Source organism: Candidatus Nanopelagicales bacterium (assembly GCA_028687755.1).
Lineage (GTDB): Bacteria > Actinomycetota > Actinomycetes > S36-B12 > S36-B12 > UBA11398.
Map to the genome: position 1 here is coordinate 93155 of JAQTZL010000006.1, position 23289 is coordinate 116443.

At 52.9% G+C, this 23289-nt stretch carries 24 protein-coding genes; 15 read left to right on the forward strand and 9 right to left on the reverse strand.

Features of this window, described 5'->3' with window-relative positions:
• Positions 1-2: 2 nt before the first annotated feature.
• Positions 3-1214 (forward strand): hypothetical protein, encoded by a 1212-nt coding sequence (locus PHN51_08925; protein MDD2818901.1) that lies wholly within the window; start codon positions 3-5, stop codon positions 1212-1214.
• On the opposite strand, the gene PHN51_08930 is transcribed toward PHN51_08925, so the two are convergent.
• Complete coding sequence (locus PHN51_08930) at positions 1211-2641, reverse strand: CCA tRNA nucleotidyltransferase (GenBank protein ID MDD2818902.1); 1431 nt, start codon at positions 2639-2641, stop codon at positions 1211-1213. The genes PHN51_08925 and PHN51_08930 overlap by 4 nt on opposite strands.
• 43 nt (positions 2642-2684) lie before the next feature.
• Here PHN51_08930 and PHN51_08935 point away from each other — a divergent pair, with 43 nt between their 5' ends.
• The 12 genes from PHN51_08935 (at position 2685) to PHN51_08990 (ending at position 14846) form a co-directional block, all read left to right on the forward strand.
• Positions 2685-3146 carry an NUDIX hydrolase gene (locus PHN51_08935; protein MDD2818903.1) on the forward strand — a complete coding sequence of 154 codons (462 nt, stop codon included), beginning with the start codon at positions 2685-2687 and terminating at the stop codon, positions 3144-3146.
• The gene (locus PHN51_08940) at positions 3147-5177 is read left to right on the forward strand and encodes a DUF6049 family protein (protein ID MDD2818904.1); all 2031 of its coding nucleotides are present in this window, start codon (positions 3147-3149) and stop codon (positions 5175-5177) included. It begins immediately after the preceding gene.
• On the forward strand, positions 5170-6825 hold the full coding sequence (gene murJ, locus PHN51_08945) for a murein biosynthesis integral membrane protein MurJ (protein ID MDD2818905.1): 1656 nt from the start codon (positions 5170-5172) through the stop codon (positions 6823-6825). Before PHN51_08940 ends, murJ begins: the two co-directional genes overlap by 8 nt.
• Positions 6822-8309, forward strand: coding sequence for a hypothetical protein (locus PHN51_08950; protein ID MDD2818906.1), 1488 nt, complete (start codon positions 6822-6824; stop codon positions 8307-8309). The genes murJ and PHN51_08950 overlap by 4 nt, the downstream gene beginning before the upstream one ends.
• Before the next feature lie 11 nt (positions 8310-8320).
• Complete coding sequence (gene sigM / locus PHN51_08955; protein ID MDD2818907.1) at positions 8321-8923, forward strand: RNA polymerase sigma factor SigM; 603 nt, start codon at positions 8321-8323, stop codon at positions 8921-8923.
• Positions 8913-9683 (forward strand): hypothetical protein, encoded by a 771-nt coding sequence (locus PHN51_08960; GenBank protein ID MDD2818908.1) that lies wholly within the window; start codon positions 8913-8915, stop codon positions 9681-9683. Before sigM ends, PHN51_08960 begins: the two co-directional genes overlap by 11 nt.
• A 61-nt stretch (positions 9684-9744) precedes the next feature.
• Entirely contained in the window at positions 9745-10677 is a 933-nt protein-coding gene (gene trxB, locus PHN51_08965) for a thioredoxin-disulfide reductase (protein MDD2818909.1), read from the forward strand.
• A gap of 46 nt (positions 10678-10723) precedes the next feature.
• Positions 10724-11044 carry a thioredoxin gene (gene trxA / locus PHN51_08970; GenBank protein MDD2818910.1) on the forward strand — a complete coding sequence of 107 codons (321 nt, stop codon included), beginning with the start codon at positions 10724-10726 and terminating at the stop codon, positions 11042-11044.
• 2 nt (positions 11045-11046) lie between these two features.
• Positions 11047-12090, forward strand: coding sequence for a peptidoglycan-binding protein (locus tag PHN51_08975; GenBank protein MDD2818911.1), 1044 nt, complete (start codon positions 11047-11049; stop codon positions 12088-12090).
• 35 nt (positions 12091-12125) lie between these two features.
• Entirely contained in the window at positions 12126-13418 is a 1293-nt protein-coding gene (locus PHN51_08980) for a PLP-dependent aminotransferase family protein (GenBank protein MDD2818912.1), read from the forward strand.
• 31 nt (positions 13419-13449) lie between these two features.
• Positions 13450-14394 carry a D-alanine--D-alanine ligase gene (locus tag PHN51_08985; GenBank protein MDD2818913.1) on the forward strand — a complete coding sequence of 315 codons (945 nt, stop codon included), beginning with the start codon at positions 13450-13452 and terminating at the stop codon, positions 14392-14394.
• A gap of 164 nt (positions 14395-14558) precedes the next feature.
• The gene (locus tag PHN51_08990; protein MDD2818914.1) at positions 14559-14846 is read left to right on the forward strand and encodes a hypothetical protein; all 288 of its coding nucleotides are present in this window, start codon (positions 14559-14561) and stop codon (positions 14844-14846) included.
• Between the two features lie 246 nt (positions 14847-15092).
• On the opposite strand, the gene PHN51_08995 is transcribed toward PHN51_08990, so the two are convergent.
• The 8 genes from PHN51_08995 to rpmH all read right to left on the reverse strand — a co-directional run bounded on the left by PHN51_08995 (position 15093) and on the right by rpmH (position 19951).
• Entirely contained in the window at positions 15093-16040 is a 948-nt protein-coding gene (locus tag PHN51_08995; protein MDD2818915.1) for a ParB/RepB/Spo0J family partition protein, read from the reverse strand.
• 63 nt (positions 16041-16103) lie between these two features.
• A complete protein-coding gene (locus tag PHN51_09000; protein ID MDD2818916.1) occupies positions 16104-16907 on the reverse strand; it encodes a ParA family protein in 804 nt (267 codons plus the stop codon).
• Positions 16908-17024: 117 nt separating this feature from the next.
• Positions 17025-17666, reverse strand: coding sequence for a 16S rRNA (guanine(527)-N(7))-methyltransferase RsmG (gene rsmG / locus PHN51_09005; protein ID MDD2818917.1), 642 nt, complete (start codon positions 17664-17666; stop codon positions 17025-17027).
• 11 nt (positions 17667-17677) lie between these two features.
• Positions 17678-18166, reverse strand: a complete 489-nt coding sequence (locus PHN51_09010; GenBank protein MDD2818918.1) for a single-stranded DNA-binding protein — start codon at positions 18164-18166, stop codon at positions 17678-17680.
• Between the two features lie 9 nt (positions 18167-18175).
• Positions 18176-19123: a membrane protein insertase YidC gene (yidC, locus tag PHN51_09015; GenBank protein ID MDD2818919.1), complete on the reverse strand. Its 948-nt coding sequence runs from the start codon at positions 19121-19123 to the stop codon at positions 18176-18178.
• An 8-nt stretch (positions 19124-19131) separates the two neighbouring features.
• Positions 19132-19473: a membrane protein insertion efficiency factor YidD gene (gene yidD / locus PHN51_09020; protein ID MDD2818920.1), complete on the reverse strand. Its 342-nt coding sequence runs from the start codon at positions 19471-19473 to the stop codon at positions 19132-19134.
• A complete protein-coding gene (gene rnpA / locus PHN51_09025) occupies positions 19470-19817 on the reverse strand; it encodes a ribonuclease P protein component (protein ID MDD2818921.1) in 348 nt (115 codons plus the stop codon). Before rnpA ends, yidD begins: the two co-directional genes overlap by 4 nt.
• The gene (rpmH, locus tag PHN51_09030) at positions 19817-19951 is read right to left on the reverse strand and encodes a 50S ribosomal protein L34 (GenBank protein ID MDD2818922.1); all 135 of its coding nucleotides are present in this window, start codon (positions 19949-19951) and stop codon (positions 19817-19819) included. Before rpmH ends, rnpA begins: the two co-directional genes overlap by 1 nt.
• A gap of 274 nt (positions 19952-20225) precedes the next feature.
• Here rpmH and dnaA point away from each other — a divergent pair, with 274 nt between their 5' ends.
• Entirely contained in the window at positions 20226-21671 is a 1446-nt protein-coding gene (gene dnaA / locus PHN51_09035) for a chromosomal replication initiator protein DnaA (GenBank protein ID MDD2818923.1), read from the forward strand.
• A gap of 484 nt (positions 21672-22155) precedes the next feature.
• On the forward strand, positions 22156-23280 hold the full coding sequence (gene dnaN / locus PHN51_09040) for a DNA polymerase III subunit beta (protein ID MDD2818924.1): 1125 nt from the start codon (positions 22156-22158) through the stop codon (positions 23278-23280).
• Positions 23281-23289: the final 9 nt, after the last annotated feature.

The following is a 23289-nucleotide window of genomic DNA, read 5'->3' on the forward strand; positions in this document are numbered from 1 at the left end:
TCATGGGTCGTCGCTGGGGTGCACGTTCAATTGCATCGCTTTTGATTTTCATCATCGCGACAGTGCTGACACCCGTTGCCGTCGTGGGTCACTGGGGACACCGCACCGTTACCGATGCAGAGCAATACATCAACACTGTTGGTCCCCTCGCTGGTGATCCAGCAATTCAACAAGCAGTTGGCCAGCAAGTCACCAAGGTACTGCTCGAAAAAGTTAACACCGAAGAGTTGGTCGGTGGTTTCATCGGCAACTTCGTGCAGAACCCAGCAATTGCCGACCGCTTGATCGGACCAATTTCGGCTGGTGTCGACAACCTCATTGGTCAAGCTGTTGATCGCGTACTTGCGTCCTCGGCCTTCGAAACAGTCTGGATTAAGACCAACACCGCGGCACAGAAGAGTTTGATGCTGCTGTTGGAAGGTAAGCCAGCAGGCATCATTCAGCGCAATGGTGATCAGGTAGTTTTGGACACCACACAACTGTTGAAGGAAGTTCAGGCACAGGTTGTTGCTTCAGGACTTTCTGTAGCGGCAAATATCACCATCCCAGACACTGGCAACCAGATCGTTCTGTTTGAAACACCGCTCATCGGTCAAGTGCAAACAATTTATGCATTCACCGCACCAATTCTCCAGTGGCTGCCTTTGATCGTGTTTGCACTCTTTGCTCTCTCAATTGCACTCGCTCGTCGACGCCCACGTGTAGTGCTCACTTTGGGTGTCGTCTTGGCAATCTGGGCAGTCGTACTTCTCGCCTCTATGTCATCTACCGAGACTGTGTTGCAAGGAAAACTTGGCACGACCGGTCTGGGCTTAGCGCTCAGTGCCTTCTGGACCACGTTCTTTGCCTACCTTGTCAACGGTTTGCAAGCGATCCTTCTTCTTGGCATTGGTGCAATTGTTGTCGGTTGGCTCGCTGGAAGTTCACGTCCAGCATCCATCGTGCGTCAGCACTTGTGCAATGGACTTCAGCAGATCGGCACTGTGATCCCTACCGGCATCAATACCTTCGTACGCAGCTACTCACTCTTCCTTCGTTGGGCCGTGGCTCTGGTGTTGCTGTTTGTTCTCACCGCATTCGACACGATTTCCTTGGTGCGCGTGATTTGGCTTGGCGCTCTCGGTGTACTGCTGTTCGCAATCATTGAAGCGTGCAACACACCTGACCGAGAGGTATATGCCGAAGCGATCGTGGTGGAAGAAACCGTTCTTTAAGAACGGGCATTCCACCACGCAAGCAACGCTTGGGTTGCTTGCTCTTCATCCAACGGACCTCGATCTAGACGCAACTCCATCAAGAAACGGTATGCCTGCCCTACTTCTGGACCTGCTGGAATATCAAGCAATCGCATAATTGCTTCACCATCAAGATCCGGGCGAATTGCATTGAGTTCTTCTTCAGCTTGCAATGCTTCAATGCGCTCTTCCAACATGTCATAGGTATGTTGCAATGCGGCAGCGCGTTTCTTGTTACGTGTGGTGCAATCCGCACGCGTGAGCTTATGTAAACGAACAAGGAGCGGGCCCGCATCGCGCACATAGCGGCGCACTGCGGCGTCAGTCCAGTCACCTGATCCATACCCATGAAATCGCAGATGCAATTCCACAAGCTTGGAAACATCGTCGATCATGTCGTTACTGAAACGCATTTCCTTCATGCGTTTGCGCGTCATGCGTGCACCAACCACTTCATGGTGGTGAAAGGAGACACGACCATCATCAAATTTTCGAGTGCGTGGTTTACCAATGTCATGGAACAGAGCTGACAATCGCAGAACCGGATCTGGCCCACTGATCGGTTCGTGCATGGTTTCCATCATGACTGCTTGATCTAGGACGGTGAGAGAGTGTTCGTACACGTCTTTGTGTTGCAAATGCTCATCCGTGGTCAGACGCATGCCCGGCAACTCAGGGAAGATGTAGTCACACAGTCCGGTATCAACTAACAGCTTGAGACCCAGGCGAGGATTGTCAGACATCACAATCTTCATGAACTCCACCTGGGAACGTTCAATCGAAACGATGGTGATGCGCTCATGCATCTGCACCATTGCCTTGAGTGTCTGCGCCTCAATGTCGAAATCCAACTGCGCAGCAAAGCGCGCTGCTCGCATCATGCGCAATGGATCATCAGTAAACGACATCTCCGGTGAATTTGGGGTGCGAATGATCCCGGCTGCCAGATCAGTAATGCCGTTGTATTCATCGACAAGTGTCATGGCGGGTAGTTGAAGGGCCATGGCATTGATCGTGAAATCTCGGCGGCCAAGGTCACCTAGAAGTGAATCGCCAAAATTGACCTCCGGCTTTCGCGAATCCGGGTCGTAATGCTCACTGCGATAGGTCGTAATTTCACATTCCTGCCCGGCAATGCGGGCGCCCACTGTTCCGAACCGAATTCCGACATCCCAAGTGGTCTCGGCATAACCAGCAAGCAGCGCCAAAATCTGCTCTGGTCGGGCGTTAGTCGTGAAATCAAGGTCTGGGGCCTGGCCAAGGCGACCCAGGAAGGCGTCTCGAACCGGGCCACCCACGAGGGAAATCTCAAATCCTGCTGCATTGAACCGCTCACCAAGCCCGGTCAGCAGCCCTTGAATGGGTGCCAACTGGGCTGAAGCAAGCGCAGGGTCGAAGGTGGGCACTGGTGAAGCGTAGTGAAATCTGCTTTCAGTTAATCTCACCTATATGTCCCCTCGCCCGCCTCGCTCCCCTCGTGTGGAGGAGACCAGTGCCGGCGGCTTGGTTTTGGATCGCTCAGGGGAACCCATGAAGGCGGCTCTTATCGCCCGCCACGATCGCCGAGGTCGATTAATCTGGTCACTGCCGAAGGGGCATGTCGAACCAGGGGAAAGTGCCGAGGACGCCGCAATTCGCGAGGTTCGCGAAGAAACGGGAATTGAAAGTACCGTGCTTGCCCCTCTCGGGACTATTGATTTTTGGTTCATGGCTGATGAGAAACGCATTCATAAAACCGTGCACCATTTCATTTTGAATGCTCATGGTGGCGAGCTCAGTGATGAGGACCGGGAAGTGATTGAAGTTGCTTGGGTACCACTAGAAGAAGTTGCAGCAAAGCTTGCCTACGGAGATGAACGCAAACTTATGGTCAAAGTGGCCGATGTATTGGCTCGATTGTCGGATCACTAGGTGCGCGCAACACTCATCATGCGAGCACTGCTCGGTTTCGTTATTACTTGCGCAGCAATCGCATTCGCATTGCCCGCACGTGCGACCGATGCGAATGTCCAAGTGGTCTTAGATTCCTTCCTTCCCATAATTCCAACTGCAACCGAAAATTTACGCATCACTGGTCGCGTGGTGAACAGTTCCACCAGCACCGTGAGTAGTCCCATTGTGTATCTCAAGTTGTCGCCAACACCTATTGCTGGTCGCCAAGGTATTGACGCTGAGAGCAATGCCCCAACTGCTGCCACACGCACGGTTGCTTCCCTTAAATTACCTAACACTGTTTTGCCAAATGCTCAAATGAGTTTCGCTTTTTCATTGCCATTCCAACAACTTTCATTCAATCGACAAGGCGTGTACGCACTTGCGATCGATGTTGTTGATTCTGGCAATACCGTCGGTAGCCTCCGTACGTTTTTACCTTGGTACCCCACAGAAGAAAAATCTCCACACGCTATTGGAGTGGTGTGGTTGTGGCCCCTTGCTGATTACCCAGCGCGAACAGCGTCCAATGTGTTGCTCAACAATCAGACCCCCACGGCTCTTTCACCCGGCGGTAGGTTGACCAATCTCGTCGACGTCGGACGGGAATTTAGTTCGACGTTGAGTTGGATGATTGATCCATCGCTTTTACAAACAGCTGATGCAGTGAGCCGCGGTTATCAAGTTATTCAAGATGGCGAAACCGTTGTCGGGAATAAGGGCACTGACGCAACATTGTGGCTCAATGAATTGCGCAGTTCTATCAGCTCATCGAATGCGCATGCACTTGCTTACGCAGATATTGATGCAGTCGCTGATCGTAAGAATGCACTGAGCTCAGATGTGGTGCGAGCAATGACCGTTGCACAACCAATCACCAGTGCACTCATGAAATCAACAATTCCTGGTGGCATGTACTGGGCACCCAACGGACGCCTCGACCAAAAAACCGCAAACCTGCTCGCCAGCGCAGGCACCACAGCGGCAGTGCTCTCAACCTCTGCAATGGCAGGTGAGCGCAACGTGCCTCGTCAAGGTGTTGCTGATTACGAAACCACCTTTGGCAATGTCACGGCAGTGCTTATTGATGAGCGCATCAGTGCCGCTATTGCCTTACCGCAACGCACGGCCTCAGAAATCATCGTGGCTCGACAACGCTTCCTGGCTGAAAGCGCCGCTATTGCTGATAGCCCAGCTGCCCTTTCCACAAAGCCACTCACGATCGTTGCTGCCCCTGCTGATCTGCGCTGGGCACCATCGCCTAGTTTCTTGCGCTCAGTGCTGCGTGGCACCCAGTCAGCTCCGTGGATGATTCCCACCACGCTGGAATCCCTGCTCAATTCCCCACGGGGTTCAAGTAATCGTTTGCCCTATGTCGCTGGTTCCTCAGAACTCACGAGCGCCTACTTAGCCCACCTCAAGACAGTACAAAACAAGGTTGGGCAACTCACTGCTGTGCAGCAAACACCAGGGCCGGTCAACCAGTCCTACGCAGAGGCTTTACTGAGAGCCCAATCAGCTGCTTGGCGAGCAGAACCTGGCACTGGCTCAGCACTCCTCAATGCCATTAGTGCTGAGCTCAACACTCAAATTGATCAAGTTCGCCCCATTAGCAGTGGAACCATCACCTTCTCTGGTGATGCCGGCAAAGTTCCGGTCACGTTGGCTAATGACAGTGACAGTGTGGTCAACGTTGGTCTGTCATTAATTGGCGTTCCAAGCTCACGACTTGAATCAATGCCAAAAACTGGGATCGTGATCGAACCGGGCCAAAAAATCAGTGTGGAAATTCCCGTCCGCATTGTTGGCGGCGATCCGCTACCTACAAAGGTGCAGATGCTGACTCCTAAAGGTCAGGCATACGGAACACCAGCAAATATTGTGCTCGGATCCACGGCCTACGCCCGGGCCGCCGGCTGGGTAGTCGTCGCGGCTTTTGGTGCAATCGCCATCTTCGTGGTGGTGGGAATTACTCGAAGAATCCTGCAGGCTAGGAAGTCTGATGAGTGAGACCACAAAAACCATGATGCGTGCCAGTGCCCTCATGGCCACTGGCACTGTGGTTTCCCGAGTCACTGGCATCGGCCGCGATATCGCTGCCGCGGCTGCCCTGGGCTTTTATCTCGTTTCGGATGCATACTCACTCGGTAATTCATTACCGAACATCGTGTACATCTTGATTATCGGTGGCGCACTTAATGCGGTCTTTATTCCGCAACTTGTGCGCCATATGAAAGACGATGCCGACGGCGGACATGCTTACTCAGACCGACTTCTCACCCTCGTAGGCATCACGCTGCTCCTGTTCTCGGTGATCGCGGTGTTGTGTGCTCCTCTCCTGGTTGATCTCTATACGCCAGCCGACTACCCGCAACAGGAATTTGATTTGGCAGTCGCATTTGCTCGACTGTGTTTACCTCAGATTTTCTTTTATGGCATCTACACGATGCTCAGTCAGATCCTTAATTCACGTGGCCATTTCGGTTTACCGATGTTTGCACCAATTGCTAACAACATCATCGCCATTGCAACCTTTGTTCTTTTCATCGTGGTTGCAGGAACCTCAGCTGCCTCAGATGGAATGTTGACGAATAATCAAATTCTGATTCTCGGCATCGGCACCACCTTGGGTGTTATCGCGCAAGCAATCATTTTGATCCCCGTGCTGTTTAAGCACGGATACAGATTCAAGCCGCGGTTCGACTGGCGTGGAAATGGACTCGGTAAGGCCGGTTCCTTAGCCCTGTGGACCATCGCACTCGTGGTGGTCAATCAGGTCACGAACATCATCGTGACGAGATTGGCAGCGCAAGCAAACGTCAATGCCATGAACGCGGGTGAAACGGCAGCGGGCTTAACTACATATCAAAAAGCGCACCTCGTGTTCATGTTGCCGCACAGCGTCATCACAATTTCCATCATCACTGCAATGTTGCCGGCGTTGAGTCGATTGGCACATTCAGGGCGTTTGCACGACGTTGGCCGAGAAGTCAGTTCAACGATGCGCATCATCGTCGCGGTGATCGCTCCAATTACTGCGATTTTGTTCGTGCTCGGTGCCAATATTGCGGTGTTGTTGTTCGGTTATGGAGCAGCCACACCAGAACAAGCGTCAATCATGGGTCGCATTGTTTCTGTGTTCATGATTGGTCTGGTGCCATTTACGCTCTTCTACGTCATCCTTCGCGGGTTCTTTGCACTTGAAGACACCAAAACACCATTCTTTGTCACCGTAGGTTTCTCTATCGCCTGGATGGTGATGGCTATTCCATTGTTCAATCTGGTTGAAGGCGGCGGGCAACAAGTAGCTTCCTTAGCGTTGACCTATGGTCTTTCGTACTGGATTGGCATGGCGATTGCATGGTGGTTCCTCGCACGCAAACTGGGAGGTATGCGCTCAGGGGCAACCTCATGGGCGCTCGCTCGCATATTTTTTGCAGCTCTTATTGCGTTGTTCGCGATGTATCTCACGCGGTGGCTGCTTGGTTCGCAGGGATATAACCCAGGACTTGAAAGTCGCGGAAGCGTCGTCGTTGATGTCATGGTGATGGCACCCATTGGTCTTATGGCGTATTTACTCGCCGCATACGTGTTACGCGTGCATGAACTTCGTGCTGCGACTGCATTAGTCAAGAAGAAAGTGCTGCGCCGTTCATGAGTAGTCCCTTGGATCGTTATCGCCTCATTGAACATTTAATCGTGCCGGATCAAGCGGCCGCATACTGGCGTGGTTACGACCTCACCCTCGATCGCGAAGTGGTTATCCGCACACTCGTTGCCGACGATCCACGCGCTGCGGCTCTACGTGAAGCAGCACGCTCGTGCGCCATGATTGAGGATCGTCGACTTATTCGCGTGCTCGATGTCATTGAAGTTCCCGCCACTGATACTCAACCCGCATTGATCGCAGTCATCAATGAGTGGGTGCAAGGCCACACCCTTGCGCAAATTATGGAAAGTCGACAGTGGCAACCACTTGATGTTGATCAGGCCGTTGGAATCGTTTGGGAAGTTGCGCAGACACTTCATCGTGCGCATGAATTGCGGATTCGCCATGGGCGCCTTTTGCCATCGAGTGTGGTGATGACCGATGCTGCCGAAGTTCGCATCATCGGTATGAGTATCGATGCAGTGTTACTCGGCGCTCCACATGAAGATTTGATTCGCTCCGATGTTGATGCGCTCGGCGGCCTGCTCTACTTCTTGCTGACTGGAAAATCACCCTTCTTCGCCACCATGGTGAATACGCCCGATAATCCTGACGAACTTCCGGCCGCTCCTCGACATGGGGAATACATCGCAGCACCTTCCGATGTTCGCGCTGATGTGCCAGCACCTTTGAATGTACTCATCGGTCGTTCCATGATCGAAATAAAAAGACCTCGCGGCACAGCCAAGGTCCGCAACATCGATGAATTTCTCACCGAACTCACCAAAATTCGCGACCACGTGGACCCTGTTGCAATTGCTCGAGACTCAAGTTTGTTCATGTATTGGGGTCTGCGTGCAGTGATAGCACTTGCGGTCCTCGTTGGCATCGGCATTAGCGTGGTTGCCTACCGACAACTGTTTGTTGGATCTGGAACATCACAGAATCAGTCCGTAGTTGTTGCAATGCCAACACCAAGTCCATCAATGACGATCAGCCAACTGCCACCGCAAATTCTCACGATTACATCCGTCACATCATTTGATCCTTTTGGTGATGACAATGGTGACGGGAAAGCAGATGGCATAACTGGTCGCGAACGTGATGCACTTGCAAAGAATGCAATTGACGCCAGTAAGACCACATCATGGAAGTCAGCCAAGTACAACTCTGCTGATGCTGACGGCAAGGGTGGTGTTGGCCTCGTTCTTGATTTGGGATCACCGCAATTAATCTCATCCATCACCGTGAAGTTCGGTGAGGTTGGTGCGCCTGTTCGTGCGAGTGTTGCAAACACTGTCATTGCCGACCCTGCCCAGTGGACCATCTTCGCCAAAGCACCAGCAGGGAAGAACCGTGTCACCTTGCGAACACCCCGCCAAGTGACTGGTCAATATGTGTTGTTGTGGTTTCCCAAGCTGCCACCGTCAGTGCAGAACCCAGACACACATCAGGTGCGAGTTTCAAACGTCATCGTTCGAGGGCAGCAGTAGGCTGCGCATCTATGCCAGCAACAATGACCGATGAGGAGTTGCTGGCTGCGCACGTCGCCGGGGATCCGAACGCATTTTCTGAACTTGTGTTTCGTCACCGCGATCGACTTTGGGCAGTTGCGCTGCGCACCATTGGTGATTCGGGTGAAGCAGAAGACGCCCTACAAGACGCTCTGATTTCTGCTTTTCGGCGCGCTGATCAATTTCGTGGAGATTCACAGGTGACCACCTGGCTGCATCGCATTGTGGTGAATGCCTGTTTGGACCGAATCCGTCGAAATAAATCTCGCCCCAGTTCGCCGCTACCGGAATTTGAGTCCGCTGAGCAGGGCCTACCCCAGGGCGAGGACCTCATTGAACAGCGCGAGACCCAACTCATGGTCTCGCAGGCTCTGGCCGAACTGCCCGATGATCAGCGAGCTGCGGTGCTCTTGGTGGATATCGAGGGGTATCCGATCGAAGAGGCGGCTCGAATCCTGGACTGCCCACCTGGCACCGTGAAAAGCCGATGTTCACGTGGGCGATCCAAATTAGCCAAACGTCTTGAATATTTACGGAACCCAAACATTGAACAGCCCGTCCAAGACTCGGAAGGAGGCCATGGTGCGCAATAGACAAGACAATCAAGATGACTGGGATAACCAGTCACCCCTTGACGATCTGGCCTCATTTTTAAACCCTGACACTGCTCCACTAACACCGCCCATGCCAGATGCCGTGTGGGCAAACCTGGAACGCAGCCTGTTCGCAGAGCAGGTTGCTCGTGAAGCCAGTGGTCAGTCCAATGTGGTCAGCCTTGAGGCTCATCGCCGATCCAAACGGGGTTGGGTATTGGGCAGTGCTGCTGCTGGTGTCGCACTCCTTGGCGTGGGCGTCGTCGTACAAAGCGTTCAAAGCTCAAATCCGGCTCCTGTCGTTGCCAGCAATCAGCTCAACCGTGAAGCCAGCGGGGCACTTCCAGTGAGACAGATTCTGGCCAGCGGCACTGACTACCAGCCCACCACCTTGACCACTCAGGTAGAGAACTTGGTTCAGGGCATGTCAGGTATGAAGCAGATGCTCAAAGCCGCCCCGGCCACTTCTATGCCAGCAACCCCGATGACCGATGAGCTTGCTACCCCAGATGGTCTGACCGGTTGCATTCACGCCTTGACTCAAGATGACCATGTCCATGCACTTGTGGTGGATATGGCCACCTTCCATGGCGATGCTGCTGGAGTTATCGTCATTCCCGTCAGCGTGACCCAAGCCACCGACACCATGCCCGCGCAGTTGCATGTGTGGGTGGTCGGACCACATTGCTCGGCATCAAATCCAGACATTCGTAAGGAATTCACGTTCAGCCTGACAAGTTCTGCTGCATCAGCGGAATAACTAGCCCCGTAGAATCGTTCCTTGTACTCGGGGACTTTCCCAACTTTCGGCGAGGAATTTCATGAACGACGTTCGTAACGTGATCATCATTGGCTCTGGCCCTGCGGGCTACACCGCTGCTATCTATGCAGCTCGTGCGCAGTTGAACCCAATCCTGTTTGAAGGTTCGGTCACTGCAGGTGGCGCGCTGATGAACACCACCGAAGTTGAGAACTTCCCTGGCTTCACCGACGGCATCATGGGACCCGCACTCATGGAAAACATTCGGGCACAAGCCGATCGCTTTGGTGCCGAAATCATTACTGACGACATCGTCAGTGCCGATCTCACCGGTGACATTAAGACTGTCGTTGATGGCAATGGCAATACCTACCAAGCCAAGTCAGTCATTCTCGCGATGGGTTCGGGTTACCGCGAGTTGGGTCTTGATAGTGAAAAACGCCTTTCAGGCCATGGTGTTTCCTGGTGTGCAACCTGCGACGGTTTCTTCTTCCGTGAACAAGATATTGCAGTAGTGGGTGGCGGTGACTCTGCCCTTGAAGAAGCAACCTTCCTCACTCGCTTTGCCAAGAGCGTCACGTTGATTGTTCGTCGTGATGAACTTCGTGCCAGCAAGATCATGCAAGAGCGCGCGCTGTCGAATGAAAAGATCACTGTTGCTTGGAACTCGATTCCAGAGGAAATCCTTGGTGACACAAAGGTCAGCGGCATTAAGTTGCGCGATCGCCTCACCGATGAGGTTCGTGAACTTGCGATTACTGGCTTGTTTGTTGCTATTGGCCACGATCCGCGCTCAGAGTTGGTCAAGGGTCAAGTTGACCTTGATAACGAGGGCTATGTGAAGGTCGTGGATCGCACCACGGCTACCAATATTCCTGGCGTCTTTGCCTGTGGCGACTTGGTCGACCACAGTTACCGCCAGGCAATCACCGCTGCTGGCTCTGGATGTTCTGCTGCCCTAGACGCAGAACGCTGGCTGGCAGCTTCCGAGTAACCTAAGACCACCGCAGTTTCACCTGCCTACTTCAAGGAGAACCCCCATGGGCGCAACCAAGATCGTGACCGAAGCAAACTTTGCTGAAGATGTGCTGATGAGCGACAAGCCTGTGCTCGTTGACTTCTGGGCTGAGTGGTGCGGACCTTGCAAGATGATCGCTCCAATCCTCGAAGAGATTGCGGCAAACAACGAAGGCATCACCATCGTGAAGCTCAACGTTGATGAGAATCCAGCGCTTTCAGCTCAATACGGCATCACATCAATTCCAACCATGAACGTGTTCAAGGGTGGCGAAGTTGTGAAGTCGATCATCGGTGCAAAGCCAAAGGCTGCACTCCTCGCTGATCTGGCTCCTTACCTGTAACGATGCACCGCCGCGGTGATACCGGGGCGGCCGTCGCCGAGGTGCGGGCGCGGCTCGCACATCTGGGTTATATCGATGAATCGCCAAGTGACGTGTTCGACAACGAACTCGATCATGCGGTTCGCGCCTTTCAACAAGAACGTGGCTTAACGGTCGACGGCATTGTTGGTCCTGACACGTTTCGCAGACTCGATGAGGCGCGCTGGAAATTAGGCGATCGCGTATTGCGTTTCGTACCAGGGCATTTGGTGCGTGGCGATGATGTTGCTGATCTACAACGGCGTTTAAACACACTGGGTTTTAATTCAGGTCGCGTTGACGGTGCTTTTGGTCGTCAAACCGATGTTGCCGTGCGTGAATTCCAAAAAAGTGTAGGTGACACTGTTGATGGCACCTGTGGTCCGGAAACCTTTCGAGCCTTTGAACGCTTAGTGCGCACCATCAGCGGTGGTAATGCTGCGAACTTGCGTGGCCGTTTAACTGTGTCTGCGTTGCAAACGGGTATTGCCGACAAGGTCATCGTGCTCGATCCTGGCTTTGATACCGATGATGAGCAAGCCAATGAAATTACACGATCAATTGCCATGCGCGTTGAAGGTCGACTTGCTGCATTGGGTACACAAGTATTTTTGACCCGCTCTGCAGTGAAGTCACTGGCCGACGATGCAACGCGTGCCGATTTTGCCAACCGCACCAATGCTGATCTGCTGATCTCATTGCACTGTGATCGTGTCCAAAGTTCGCGCCCCAATGGCATTGCCACCTTCTACTTCGGTGAATCCGAAGAAGGAACCCACTCCTATACGGGCCGTTCCCTTGCAGAGCAGATCCAAGTCGAGCTATGCGCCCGCACCCGGATGCACAACAACCGCTCACACCCACGAACCTGGGATTTATTGCGGATGAGTCGAATGCCCGCTGTACGCGTGGACCTGGGTTACCTGTCCAATCCGCAAGATTTAGCTCGGTTGACCCAGGCCAGCCATCAAGATGTGGTCGCAGCCGCCCTTGCAGCCGCAATTAGCCGGTTCTGCAAGCCCGTTTAGGCAATAAATCTGCACTCCCCGTACCCTTGAGTCCCATGAGCAGCTCCCGACTTGATCCCTGGGTGGATTCATACGCCCAGCGCACCAATGGGATGCAGGCCTCAGAAATCCGAGCCCTTTTCGCGGTGGCTTCCCGCCCCGAGGTGGTTTCCCTGGCTGGTGGCATGCCGTTCGTGCAGGCCCTCGATATGGAAATGATGGCCGAGACCGTTTCCAAGCTGCTCCTAGAGCGCGGGGCAGTCGCACTCCAATACGGCTCTGGCCAGGGCGATGTGGTGCTTCGCGAGCAGATTCTTGATGTGATGGCCGAAGTGAAGGTCACTGCTCATCCCGATGACATCATCGTGACCACTGGTTCACAGATGGCTTTGGATCTGGTCACTCGCGTCTTTTGTAATCCCGGTGATGTGGTGCTCGTGGAAGCTCCGTCATATGTGGGTGCCCTTGGTGTCTTCCGTGCCTATGAGTGCGATGTCGTGCATGTGCCGATGAATGACGAAGGTTTGAATCCGACAGCGCTTTGTGAAGCCATCGCTCGCGTGCGAGCTGAGGGCAAGACCGTGAAGATGATCTACACGATCCCTTCTTTCCATAACCCTGCTGGCATTACTCAGTCACAGGTTCGTCGTGCTGAAATTTTGGGCATCGCCAAGAGCGCTGGAATTTTGTTGCTTGAAGACGATCCCTACGGCCTACTCGGGTTTGAAGGCGAACCTCCCGCCGCTATTCGGTCCCTTGATGAAGAAGGCGTGATTTATCTCGGCTCCTTCTCCAAGACCATCGCATCTGGTTTGCGGGTGGGCTGGGCTGTTGCTCCGCATGGTGTGCGCGAGAAATTAGTGCTCGCTGCTGAATCAGCCGTGTTGTGTCCGTCGAACTACAGCCAACTCACCATCTCGCAATATTTGGCCACGCAACCATGGCGCGAACAAATTAAGACGTATCAAGAGCTCTACCGCGAGCGTCGGGATGCATTGCTGGATTCTCTTGAGCAACTCATGCCTGCTGGAACAACATGGACCAAGCCTGCTGGTGGTTTCTATAGTTGGGTCACCTTGCCTGAGGGCCTTGATTCCAAAGCGATGTTGCCACGAGCCGTTTCGCAACTTGTTGCATACGTTCCAGGCACTGGTTTTTATGTCAATGGTGATGGGCGTTCAAATATGCGACTTTCATACTGCTATCCCGACCCTGAACGTATTCGTGAAGGTGTACGGCGATTGGCAAGTGTTATCGAAGGTGAACTTGAAATCGCCCATACCTTCGGCACCAGCAGTGTCTTGCGCAAGAGTGACGGCGCTGACTTCCCCGCTCCAGATCTCGCGTAGTACCAACATTTTCAGGGAAAGGATCGAACACATGTCATCGTTCCTCGTGCTCTCCGGCGGACTCTCCCCTGAACGTGATGTGTCATTGCGATCTGGTCGCCGTATCGCTGAAGCCTTGCGTTCGGTCACGGACGCGGAAGTGATTGAAGCTGACGTTGATTCATCACTCATTGAGATTTTGCATCGTCATCGCCCAGACTGTGTCATTCCAGTGCTTCATGGTGCAGCCGGTGAAGATGGTGCGCTGCGTGATGTGTTGACCTCATTGAGCCTGTCTTATGTCGGGGCCACGGGTTCGGCGGCACGATTGGCATTCGATAAGCCAATTGCAAAGACCTTGATTGCAAACCAAGGCGTTGCAACTCCGGCCGTGTTCGCATTGCCACACGCGACCTTCCGCGAGCTCGGTGCTGCAGCCCTCCTCGATGGCATTCGTGAAAATCTTGGATTACCCATCATGGTGAAACCCACATCTGGTGGATCAGCACTTGGATGTTCCGTCGTGCGTGCTGCTGATGATTTCCCACACGCCATGGTTGGCGCTTTTGCCTACAGCGAATTCGCCATGATGGAGCAATACATCAAGGGCACTGAAGTTGCGATCAGTGTGTTGGAAACCAGCGATGGCATCACCGCGCTTCCTGCAATTGAGATTGTTCCGCAGTCAGGTATTTACGATTACAACGCTCGCTATACCGCTGGTACCACTGAGTTTTTCGTGCCTGCTCGTCTGACTCCAGAAATTGCCGAAGAGTGCGCACGCATTGCTGTACTCGCCCACCAAATACTTGGATTGCGGGACTGGTCACGTACCGATCTCATCGTTGATGAATCAGGAACTCCTTGGTTCCTGGAAACCAATGCGGCACCTGGTCTTACTGAAACGAGCCTGTACCCGCAAGCCCTTGCAGCTGCTGGGCTCAATCTCGGTGAAGTCACCAAGGCGTTGGTTGAACGCGCAATTTCGCGGGGATAGCAGCTATTGCACAATGGCGTAGTTGCCACAATGAAGTAAGCCAGCGTTTTCCACAGCCTAGTTTTTCGTGGGCTGACATCCACAGCTACGTGATTGCTGTTGAATATCTACTGGGGTTACTGGAGTTTTGCCTTCTTGACTCCTAGTGAAAAGTAGGCGAAATTATGAGTATGGCTATTCAACTTCCGTTATCGGAGGCTGGTGAACTCTCCGACCTTGTGGCACGTCTGAATGTCTCACCTGAACGAATTGTTCTCACCCAAGAAGATGGCACTGCTGTTGTGATGTTGACTCTGGATGAGCTTGAAGGGCTTGAGGAGTCCTTGGATATTTTGAGTGACACTCCTGAAGTTCGTGAACTGAGTGCGGCAATTCGTGAGAGAGAATTGTTCTCTCTTGAAGAAGTGAAAGCTGATTTCGACGACCGCCAGCGTCGTGGATTATCGGGTTAGTTTCACCTCTGCTGCGCGACGTAATCTTAACCAACTGCCAGAGTCAGTTGCTGCTGCGTTTTTTGAGTTCGCTTATGGACCATTGTCGTTGCATCCTCTTCGAATTGGGAAGCCTTTATCTGGACCGTATGCCGGAGCTATCGTCGCGCGACGAGGTGAATATCGGGTTTTGTATCGCGTCAATAGCCATAGACGGCGCGTAGAAATTTTTCGGATTCAGCATCGGCGTGATGCCTATTTCGGAAATTAATTGGGATCGATCGCATCAGCAATGCGGCGCAGATCATCAAGATCAGCAACCTCAATAGTGATCTTGCCTCGGGAATTCTTTGACTTCAATCCTGCAATGGTCACGCGGGTATCAAGCGCGTCTTCCAGGCGCCCAGCAACAAGTTCCAGCAGATCCGAGCTTGCAGTGACTGATGTTCGTGACTTCTTTTTCGCCTGTGAATCACCCTTGGTAACCAGGATGATTTCTTCAACACTACGAACGCTTAAGCCTTCTTTAACAATGCGATCGGCGAGTTTTTGCATTGCTGTTGGATCATCAAGACCTAATAGTGCGCGAGCATGGCCTGCGCTAATAACCCCTGCGGCTACACGCTTTTGCACATCACTGGGTAATTTCAACAAGCGCAAGGTGTTAGAAACCTGCGGGCGCGAACGACCAATACGCGTAGCGAGTTCTTCTTGGGTGCAACCAAAGTCTTCAAGAAGTTGCTGGTAGGCAGCAGCTTCTTCAAGTGGATTGAGATTTGCACGATGCAAGTTTTCTAACAGAGCATCGCGTAGCAGTGCATCATCATCAGTTTCACGAATGATGGCTGGGATGACGGTGAGTCCTGCAAGCTTGCTTGAGCGCAGTCGACGTTCACCTGCAATGAGTTCATAACCGCTACCTGCTGGCCGCACCACAATCGGCTGCAGCAAGCCGATTTCTTTAATCGAATGCACTAACTCAGCAAGCGCTTCTTCATCGAAGATGGTTCGTGGTTGGCGAGGGTTGGGAACGATCGCATTGATGTCGAGTTCGGCATAGGAAAGACCATGCACACTCTCAACCTGAGGTTGAGGGATCGGGGCAGCGCTGGCTTTCGCCACATGGGCTGAGTCTGAAAGAGCGGTGGGCGCAGCAGCAGTCGGAATCAGGGCGCCCAGGCCCTTGCCCAAGCCTCGCTTCGGAGTCTCGCTCATAACTGCCTTTCCGTCACGTAATCGGTGTACAAACTGTCCGAATTGTTTAGGTTTGTATGTTTATTACTGTGGATAAGTCTGTGGAGAAATACTTGCGAGCTCTTCAGCTGCTTGGCGATATGTGAGGGCACCCGGCGATGAAGGGTCGTAGGTCAGCACCGTCTGTGCATAACTTGGTGCCTCGCTGACCCGCACATTGCGTGGGATCACGGTTCCCAATACGCGCTTGCCAAAATGGGTGCGTACTTCCTCGGCTACTTGAGCTGCCAAGCGGGTGCGTCCGTCGTACATGGTCAACAAAATTGCTGAGACTTCCAGTTGTGGATTGAGGTGGGTTTTGACCATCTCAATTGTGCGCAGCAGCTGCGAAAGTCCTTCTAATGCGTAGTACTCACACTGGATGGGCAGCAATACCTCACGTGCTGCCACCAAGCCGTTCAGGGTCAACAAGCCAAGTGATGGTGGGCAATCAAGGAGGAAGTAGTCCACTGGCTCACCATCGGCGGCACATTCGGCGATGTAGGCATCCAGAGCCCGGGTGAGGCGATACTCACGAGCAACCTGAGAGACCAGCTCGATTTCAGCTCCAGCCAAGTCAATTGTGGCGGGAACACAACGCAACAAGGGGATATCTGGGCAGTCTTGGATCACATCAGCAATCGCGGCATCGCCTATGAGCACCTCATAGATCCCAGGAACACCCTCGCGATGGTCAGCACCAAGGGCAGTCGAGGCGTTGCCTTGTGGGTCCATATCGATCACCACCACGCGAGCTCCCCCGATGGCCAGGGCTGCTGCGATGTTGACTGTGCTGGTGGTTTTACCTACGCCACCTTTTTGGTTGGCGATCGTGATGATGCGGGTCATTGCGGCCACCCAAGATCCTTCGTGGGTTCCTGCAATGTTTCACGTGAAACAGGCCAACCAAGTGCTGAAGTTTGGGGCTTTTCTTCAGGCTTCGGGGTATCGGCTGACGACATGCGCTTATTGTGCCGCACTCAGGTGCGCCGTGACCACAGTGGTCGCTGGCTCAACCCAAGGGCTACCAACCTGCACAACGTGAACATCGCGTAGTCGGAACTGGGTGATCTCAGCCGCGGCGGATTCAATTTCTTCTACTGCGGACTGCCCCTTCAACGTAACCAAACGGCCACCCTCATGAAGTAAGGGAATGGTCCAACCTAAGAGCTTGCCTAGTGGTGCGACAGCACGGGCAGTGACCACATCAAAGGTTCCCCAAACGGCCTTGACGGCTTCCCCGCGTCCGCGCAGCACTGTTACTCGATCGCCGACCCCTAGGTTTTCCACGGCCTGAGTCAAAAAGTTCGCTCGCCGCAACAGGGGTTCGATCAGGGTGACGTGAAGATCTGGTCGAGCAAGGGCCCACACCAATCCCGGCAGACCGGCGCCTGAACCCACATCGGCCACGGTCGCGTTCAATGGGACAAGTTCCGCAGATGGATCAACAACGACGGCTGAATTCAGTAAATGGCGCGACCACAGACGGGGAACTTCACGCGGGCCGATCAATCCGTGGTCAACCCCGTCACTTGCCAAGATGTCTGCATAGCGTTGCAAGAGTTCTGCTTGCGGCTCCAGCCAGGCTGGTAGGTCGGGGTGTTTCACGTGAAACGTGATTAGCTGACGCGGATAACCACGCGGCGGTTTGGCTCTTCGCCTTCAGAGCCACTCACTAGACCTGCATCGGCAACTGCGTCGTGCACGATCTTGCGCTCAAATGGCGTCATCGCTGGCATGCTCACAGGTGCTGCAGTGCGTTGCGCTTCGGCAATAGCAACCTTGGCTTGTTCCACGAGGTCTGCGCGCCGCTGAGCGCGGTGACCCGCAACATCGAGCATCAAGCGTGAACGATCGCCAGTTTCCCGGGCGGCAGCTAAGCGCGTGAGTTCCTGAAGTGAATCAAGCACTTCACCCTTATCCCCTACCAAATGGGACAAATCACCTGATTTCACCTCAACAATGGAGACCATTGCGCGGTTTCCTTCAACGTCAATGTCGATGTCACCATCAAGATCAGCGATATCAAGCAGACCTTCGAGGTAATCCGCTGCGGCATCGCCTTCTTGTTCGAGCAGGCTGCGCTTTTCGGTTGATACGTCACTCATGAAACTCTCCTACTTACTCTTGCGTTGGCTTCGTGAAGTCTTCTTCGGTTGGACGCGTGGAGTCGCGCTTTCATCAACCTCAGTGACTTCAAGTGTGGTGGTAGCTGAACTGCCGCCCTTGCGAACCTCACGAGCGTTCTCGCGTGCGACTTTGGCGTCAAAAGCGGGCGTTCCTGGTTGTGGATTATTGCGGATGACCCAGAACTGCTGGCCCATCGACCACAGGTTGGTGGTGAACCAGTACATCAACACACCAATTGGGAAATTGATGCCCGAGATCATGAACATAATTGGGAAGACGTACAAAAGGATCTTCTGCTGCTTGACCATTGGGTTATCAGGTGCGCTGTTCTTGACGATCAATTGACGCTGAGTCAAGAAGGTCGTGGCTGTCATCAAAATGATCATGACCACACAAAGAATGCGTGTTGCCGAGGCATTCGGTGTTACATCGGCACCCATAAATGTCCCGTACAACGGCACACCAAAAATTTGCGCATCGTGCATCGAAGGCACAAGGTTTGCGTACTGATCCCAAGCGAAAACACCAGGTGCTACATAGGTTTTATCGTCTGGGTTGTACTGCGAAACACCATTTAACACACTGAAGAGTGCAAAGAAAATCGGTGCCTGAAGAATAATCGGTAAACATGAAGCAAGGGGATTGGTTCCCGTTTCCTTGTACAGCTTCATCATTTCCTGCGACTGCTTTTCGCGGTCACCGGCGTACTTCTTTTGAATCTCCTTCATCTGTGGCTGGATGAGTTGGAGATTGCGTTGTGACTTGATTTGTTTAACGAACAGTGGAATCAAGATGATGCGAATCGTGACCACTAGGCCAACGATGGACAGGGTCCAGGTCCATCCGCTGTCGGCATCAAGAATCGAACTAAAGAGACCATGAAACTGGACAAGAACCCAACTGACGGCGTTCTTGAGCCAATCGAAAATGAACATGATCTCCCTTAGTTCTCGTGCTCGTGGTTCGCTCCGACACGCGGGCTTCCATTGGAAAGTATGGCTGGTCGCCAATAGCCGTGTTCAGGCACGGGGTCTAATCCGCCACCATTCCATGGATTACATCGCATGAGGCGCCACACGCTCAGGGCGCTTCCCTTGATTGCCCCGTGTTCGTAGACACAACCCAGGGCATAAGCCGAACAGCTGGGATGAAATCGACAACTCGGCATCAAAAGTTTTGACAGGGTTAATTGATACATCCGAATAAGAGCGATCAGCACCCATTTCAGAACAAAACCCAAGGTGTGGTCCCATATCCACACCAACCATCGCCACACGGATTTCATGCTGAGGCTTTCTTTAGTGCCGTGGCAAGTCCCCCGGACACGTCTGCAACCAGAGCAGCGTGGCTGCAGGTCGCAGCTCCAGGTAACGCCCGCACCACGATGTCGGTTCCCTTGGGAACCGATGCAATTAAAGGTTTGATGATTTCGCGCAGTTGGCGGCTTATCCGATGGCGTACAACGGAATTTCCTACCGAGGCACCAACAGTGAAACCCACGCGAACGGGTTCATCGACATGACGAAGTAGGCAATGAATAACGAGGTTGGAACGACCAGCACGAGCACCCTGGCGGACAGTCAGCGTGAAATCAGCTGATCGGCGCAACCGGTGAGGTGCGGCAAGCATTACGCGGAAAGGCGGTTACGGCCCTTAGTGCGGCGAGCTGCGAGGATTCCACGACCAGCACGCGTACGCATCCGAAGGCGGAAGCCGTGCGTCTTTGCGCGACGACGGTTGTTCGGCTGGAAGGTGCGCTTCATGATCGGACTCCTGCAGGTTGAAAAGATTGGGAAGCTAAGGAGTCTGAACGAGGTTCAGTGCCTTAGAACTGGAACAGATTACGGACAGATCACCCTTGAGGTCAAACTGGGGTGGTGAAGTGATGAATTCATGAGACCTTTACTTGTGGAATTTACAGTTTCCTCACTATGGTCCACAGCCTTGGGAGCGTGCTGGGTCCACACCTGTGGAAATCCATGTGGACAAGTGGCACACTGAGCGTCCCATTACGACAACGGGAGTGCAGGGGACACCATGGAACAGACTCGTGACCTGGCAGAAGTGTGGCCAGAGGTCCTCGCGAACCTTTCCGAGGGAATTTTGACCCCACAACAACGTGCCTTTGTTGCTTTGACCCGACCACTGGGATTAATGGAAGACACCGCCTTGGTTGCGGCCCCCAATGAATTCACAAAAGATGTCTTGGAAACCCGTCTTCGCCCGATGGTCATCGAGGCCCTCACCTCAATCATGGGCCGCGAGATCCGATTAGCGGTCACCGTTGATCCCACGATTGACCCTCGGCTAGACGAAACCACCGATGATGTTGCTGACGCGACATACGCCCATGAACTTCCGGCGGTTAACGAAGCCCCTACTCAGACCTTTGCTGAGTCTCGTGAGGATCGTCCAGGTATGGGTTCACCTTCTACCCGACCTGAAGAAGGTCGCCTCAACGCGAAATACACCTTCGACACCTTTGTCATTGGTTCAAGTAACCGATTCGCTCACGCAGCTGCAGTTGCAGTAGCCGAACAGCCAGCTCGCGCCTACAACCCTCTGTTTATTTATGGTGGCTCAGGTCTGGGAAAGACGCACTTACTTCACGCCATTGGTCACTACACCCGAACGCTGTACCAAGGCACTCGCGTTCGTTATGTCTCCTCAGAAGAATTTACCAACGAATTCATCAACAGTATTCGTGACGACAAAGCTTCAGCTTTTCAACGCCGATACCGTGATGTTGACGTGTTGCTCGTCGACGATATTCAGTTCTTAAGTGGAAAAGTCCAGACACAGGAAGAGTTTTTCCACACCTTTAATACGTTGCACAATGCAAATAAACAGATTGTCATCACCTCTGATTTGCCACCAAAGTTGTTACAGGACTTCGAAGATCGCATGCGTTCGCGTTTCGAATGGGGCCTGATCACTGACGTTCAGCCACCCGATCTCGAAACTCGTATTGCCATCCTTCGTAAGAAGAGCATGCAAGAGCGTTTGGTTGCTCCCCCTGAGGTTCTTGAATACATCGCTTCAAAGGTCTCCAGCAATATTCGTGAACTTGAGGGTGCACTTATTCGCGTCACCGCTTTTGCTTCTTTGAATCGTCAGCCAGTTGATATGTCTATTACTGAAGTGGTGCTCAAGGATCTTTTCCCATCAGAGGCCGGCCCTGAAATCACCGCGGCTCAGATCATGGCTGCCACAGCAACCTATTTTGGTGTCACCGTTGACGACCTATGTGGCTCAAGTCGATCCCGTGTGTTGGTTACCGCTCGCCAGATAGCGATGTATCTGTGTCGTGAACTCACTGATTTATCGCTACCGAAAATTGGTCAGGCCTTTGGAGGCCGCGACCACACCACAGTGATGCACGCCGACCGAAAGATCCGCCAACTTATGGCCGAGCGTCGAAGTTTGTTCAATCAGGTTTCTGATCTCACCAGCAGAATTAAGTCCCAGCCGCGGCCGATGTAACTGAGAGGTTGTTACACACCTCGTTCGTCACACGAGTCACATCCATCCCCATCTTTCCCACAGGTGTGGATAAAGGTTGTGTATAACCTTGTGGATGATGCAGCGTTTTACAGAGTTGTTGCAAAATTTTGGGAAATATCATCATTTTCTATTACCTCTATCCCCACCAGTGGACAGCCTGTGGACAACTTTGTATTTCCGTTGATGAACATGCGTTGGGTGGGGATGACGAAGAGCTCAGATGTGGACGAATCTGCACACGGTTGTAGTTATCCACACTGGGTAAAGATTCGCCCTCAGGCTGTCCCCACCCCCTTGGGATGACCCCACGCCTACTGACCACGCAAAACAATGCTCATCCACACAATCCACAGGACCTATGACTACTACTACTTATAACTAGATAGCGAGATAAATAACAACCATAAGTAGTGCAACAATCACCCCTCACACCTTGTGGTGATCTGTTGGTTAAGGGGAACACGTGAAGATTCGAGTTGAACGCGACACTCTCGCTGATGCAGTGGCTTGGGCTGCGCGCACCCTTCCATCACGTCCCTCACTGCCTGTCCTGGCTGGCTTAGTCCTCACCGCCGAAGGTGACAGCCTCACCTTGAGTAGCTTCGATTACGAAGTCTCAGCTCGAGTAGCCATCAGTGCCGACATTGAAGTGCCTGGAACAACCTTGGTCTCTGGTCGACTCCTTGCAGATATCGCTCGCTCACTCCCAGGTGCACCTGTCACCTTGGTCAGTGAAGGAACTCGCATTGTTATTTCGTGTGGACGTTCATCTTTCACTCTTCCTACGCTGCCTGTTGAGGATTACCCACAACTACCAGCAATGCCACAAAGTTCGGGTGAAATTAACGCGGCCGTATTTGCGGAAGCTGTTGCTCAGGTTGCAATCGCTGCAGGTAAAGATGACACATTGCCAACCTTGACCGGCATTCGTATGGAAATTGAAGGTCAATCAATCACATTGGCTGCAACAGATCGTTATCGCTTAGCTGTTCGTAACTTCACGTGGTCACCAGCGACATCTTCAATTTCAACGCAGGCACTCATTCCAGCGCGAACACTTGCTGAAACTGCAAAGGCGTTAGCAAATGCAGAAGGTGTCACGTTGGCCTTGGCACAAGCAGGTGAAGGTCTTATTGGTTTTGAAGGCAATGGTCGTCGAACCACTACGCGTCTTCTTGATGGTGAATTTCCTAAGTACCGTTCACTTCTTCCAAGTGAATCAACGGGATTAGCAACCATTGAAATTGCTGCCCTAGCTGATGCAGTCAAACGCGTGGCCTTGGTTGCTGAGCGCAACACTCCTGTGCGTCTTGCCTTTGAAGGTTCGGAAGTAATTTTGCGTGCAGGCGCGGGTGAAGATGCGCAAGCAAATGAAGCTGTTGAATCAGTACTTGAAGGTGACGACATTGAAATTGCCTTCAACCCGACGTATCTACTCGATGGTCTCGCTGCGCTTGATGCTCCATACGTTCGTATGTCGTTCACACAATCAACACGCCCTGCAGTTCTTACCGGCGCAGCGGATCCATCATCAGAACTTCGCGATGATTATCGCTACTTGTTGATGCCTGTTCGCTTGACTGGCTGAGAGTAGAAG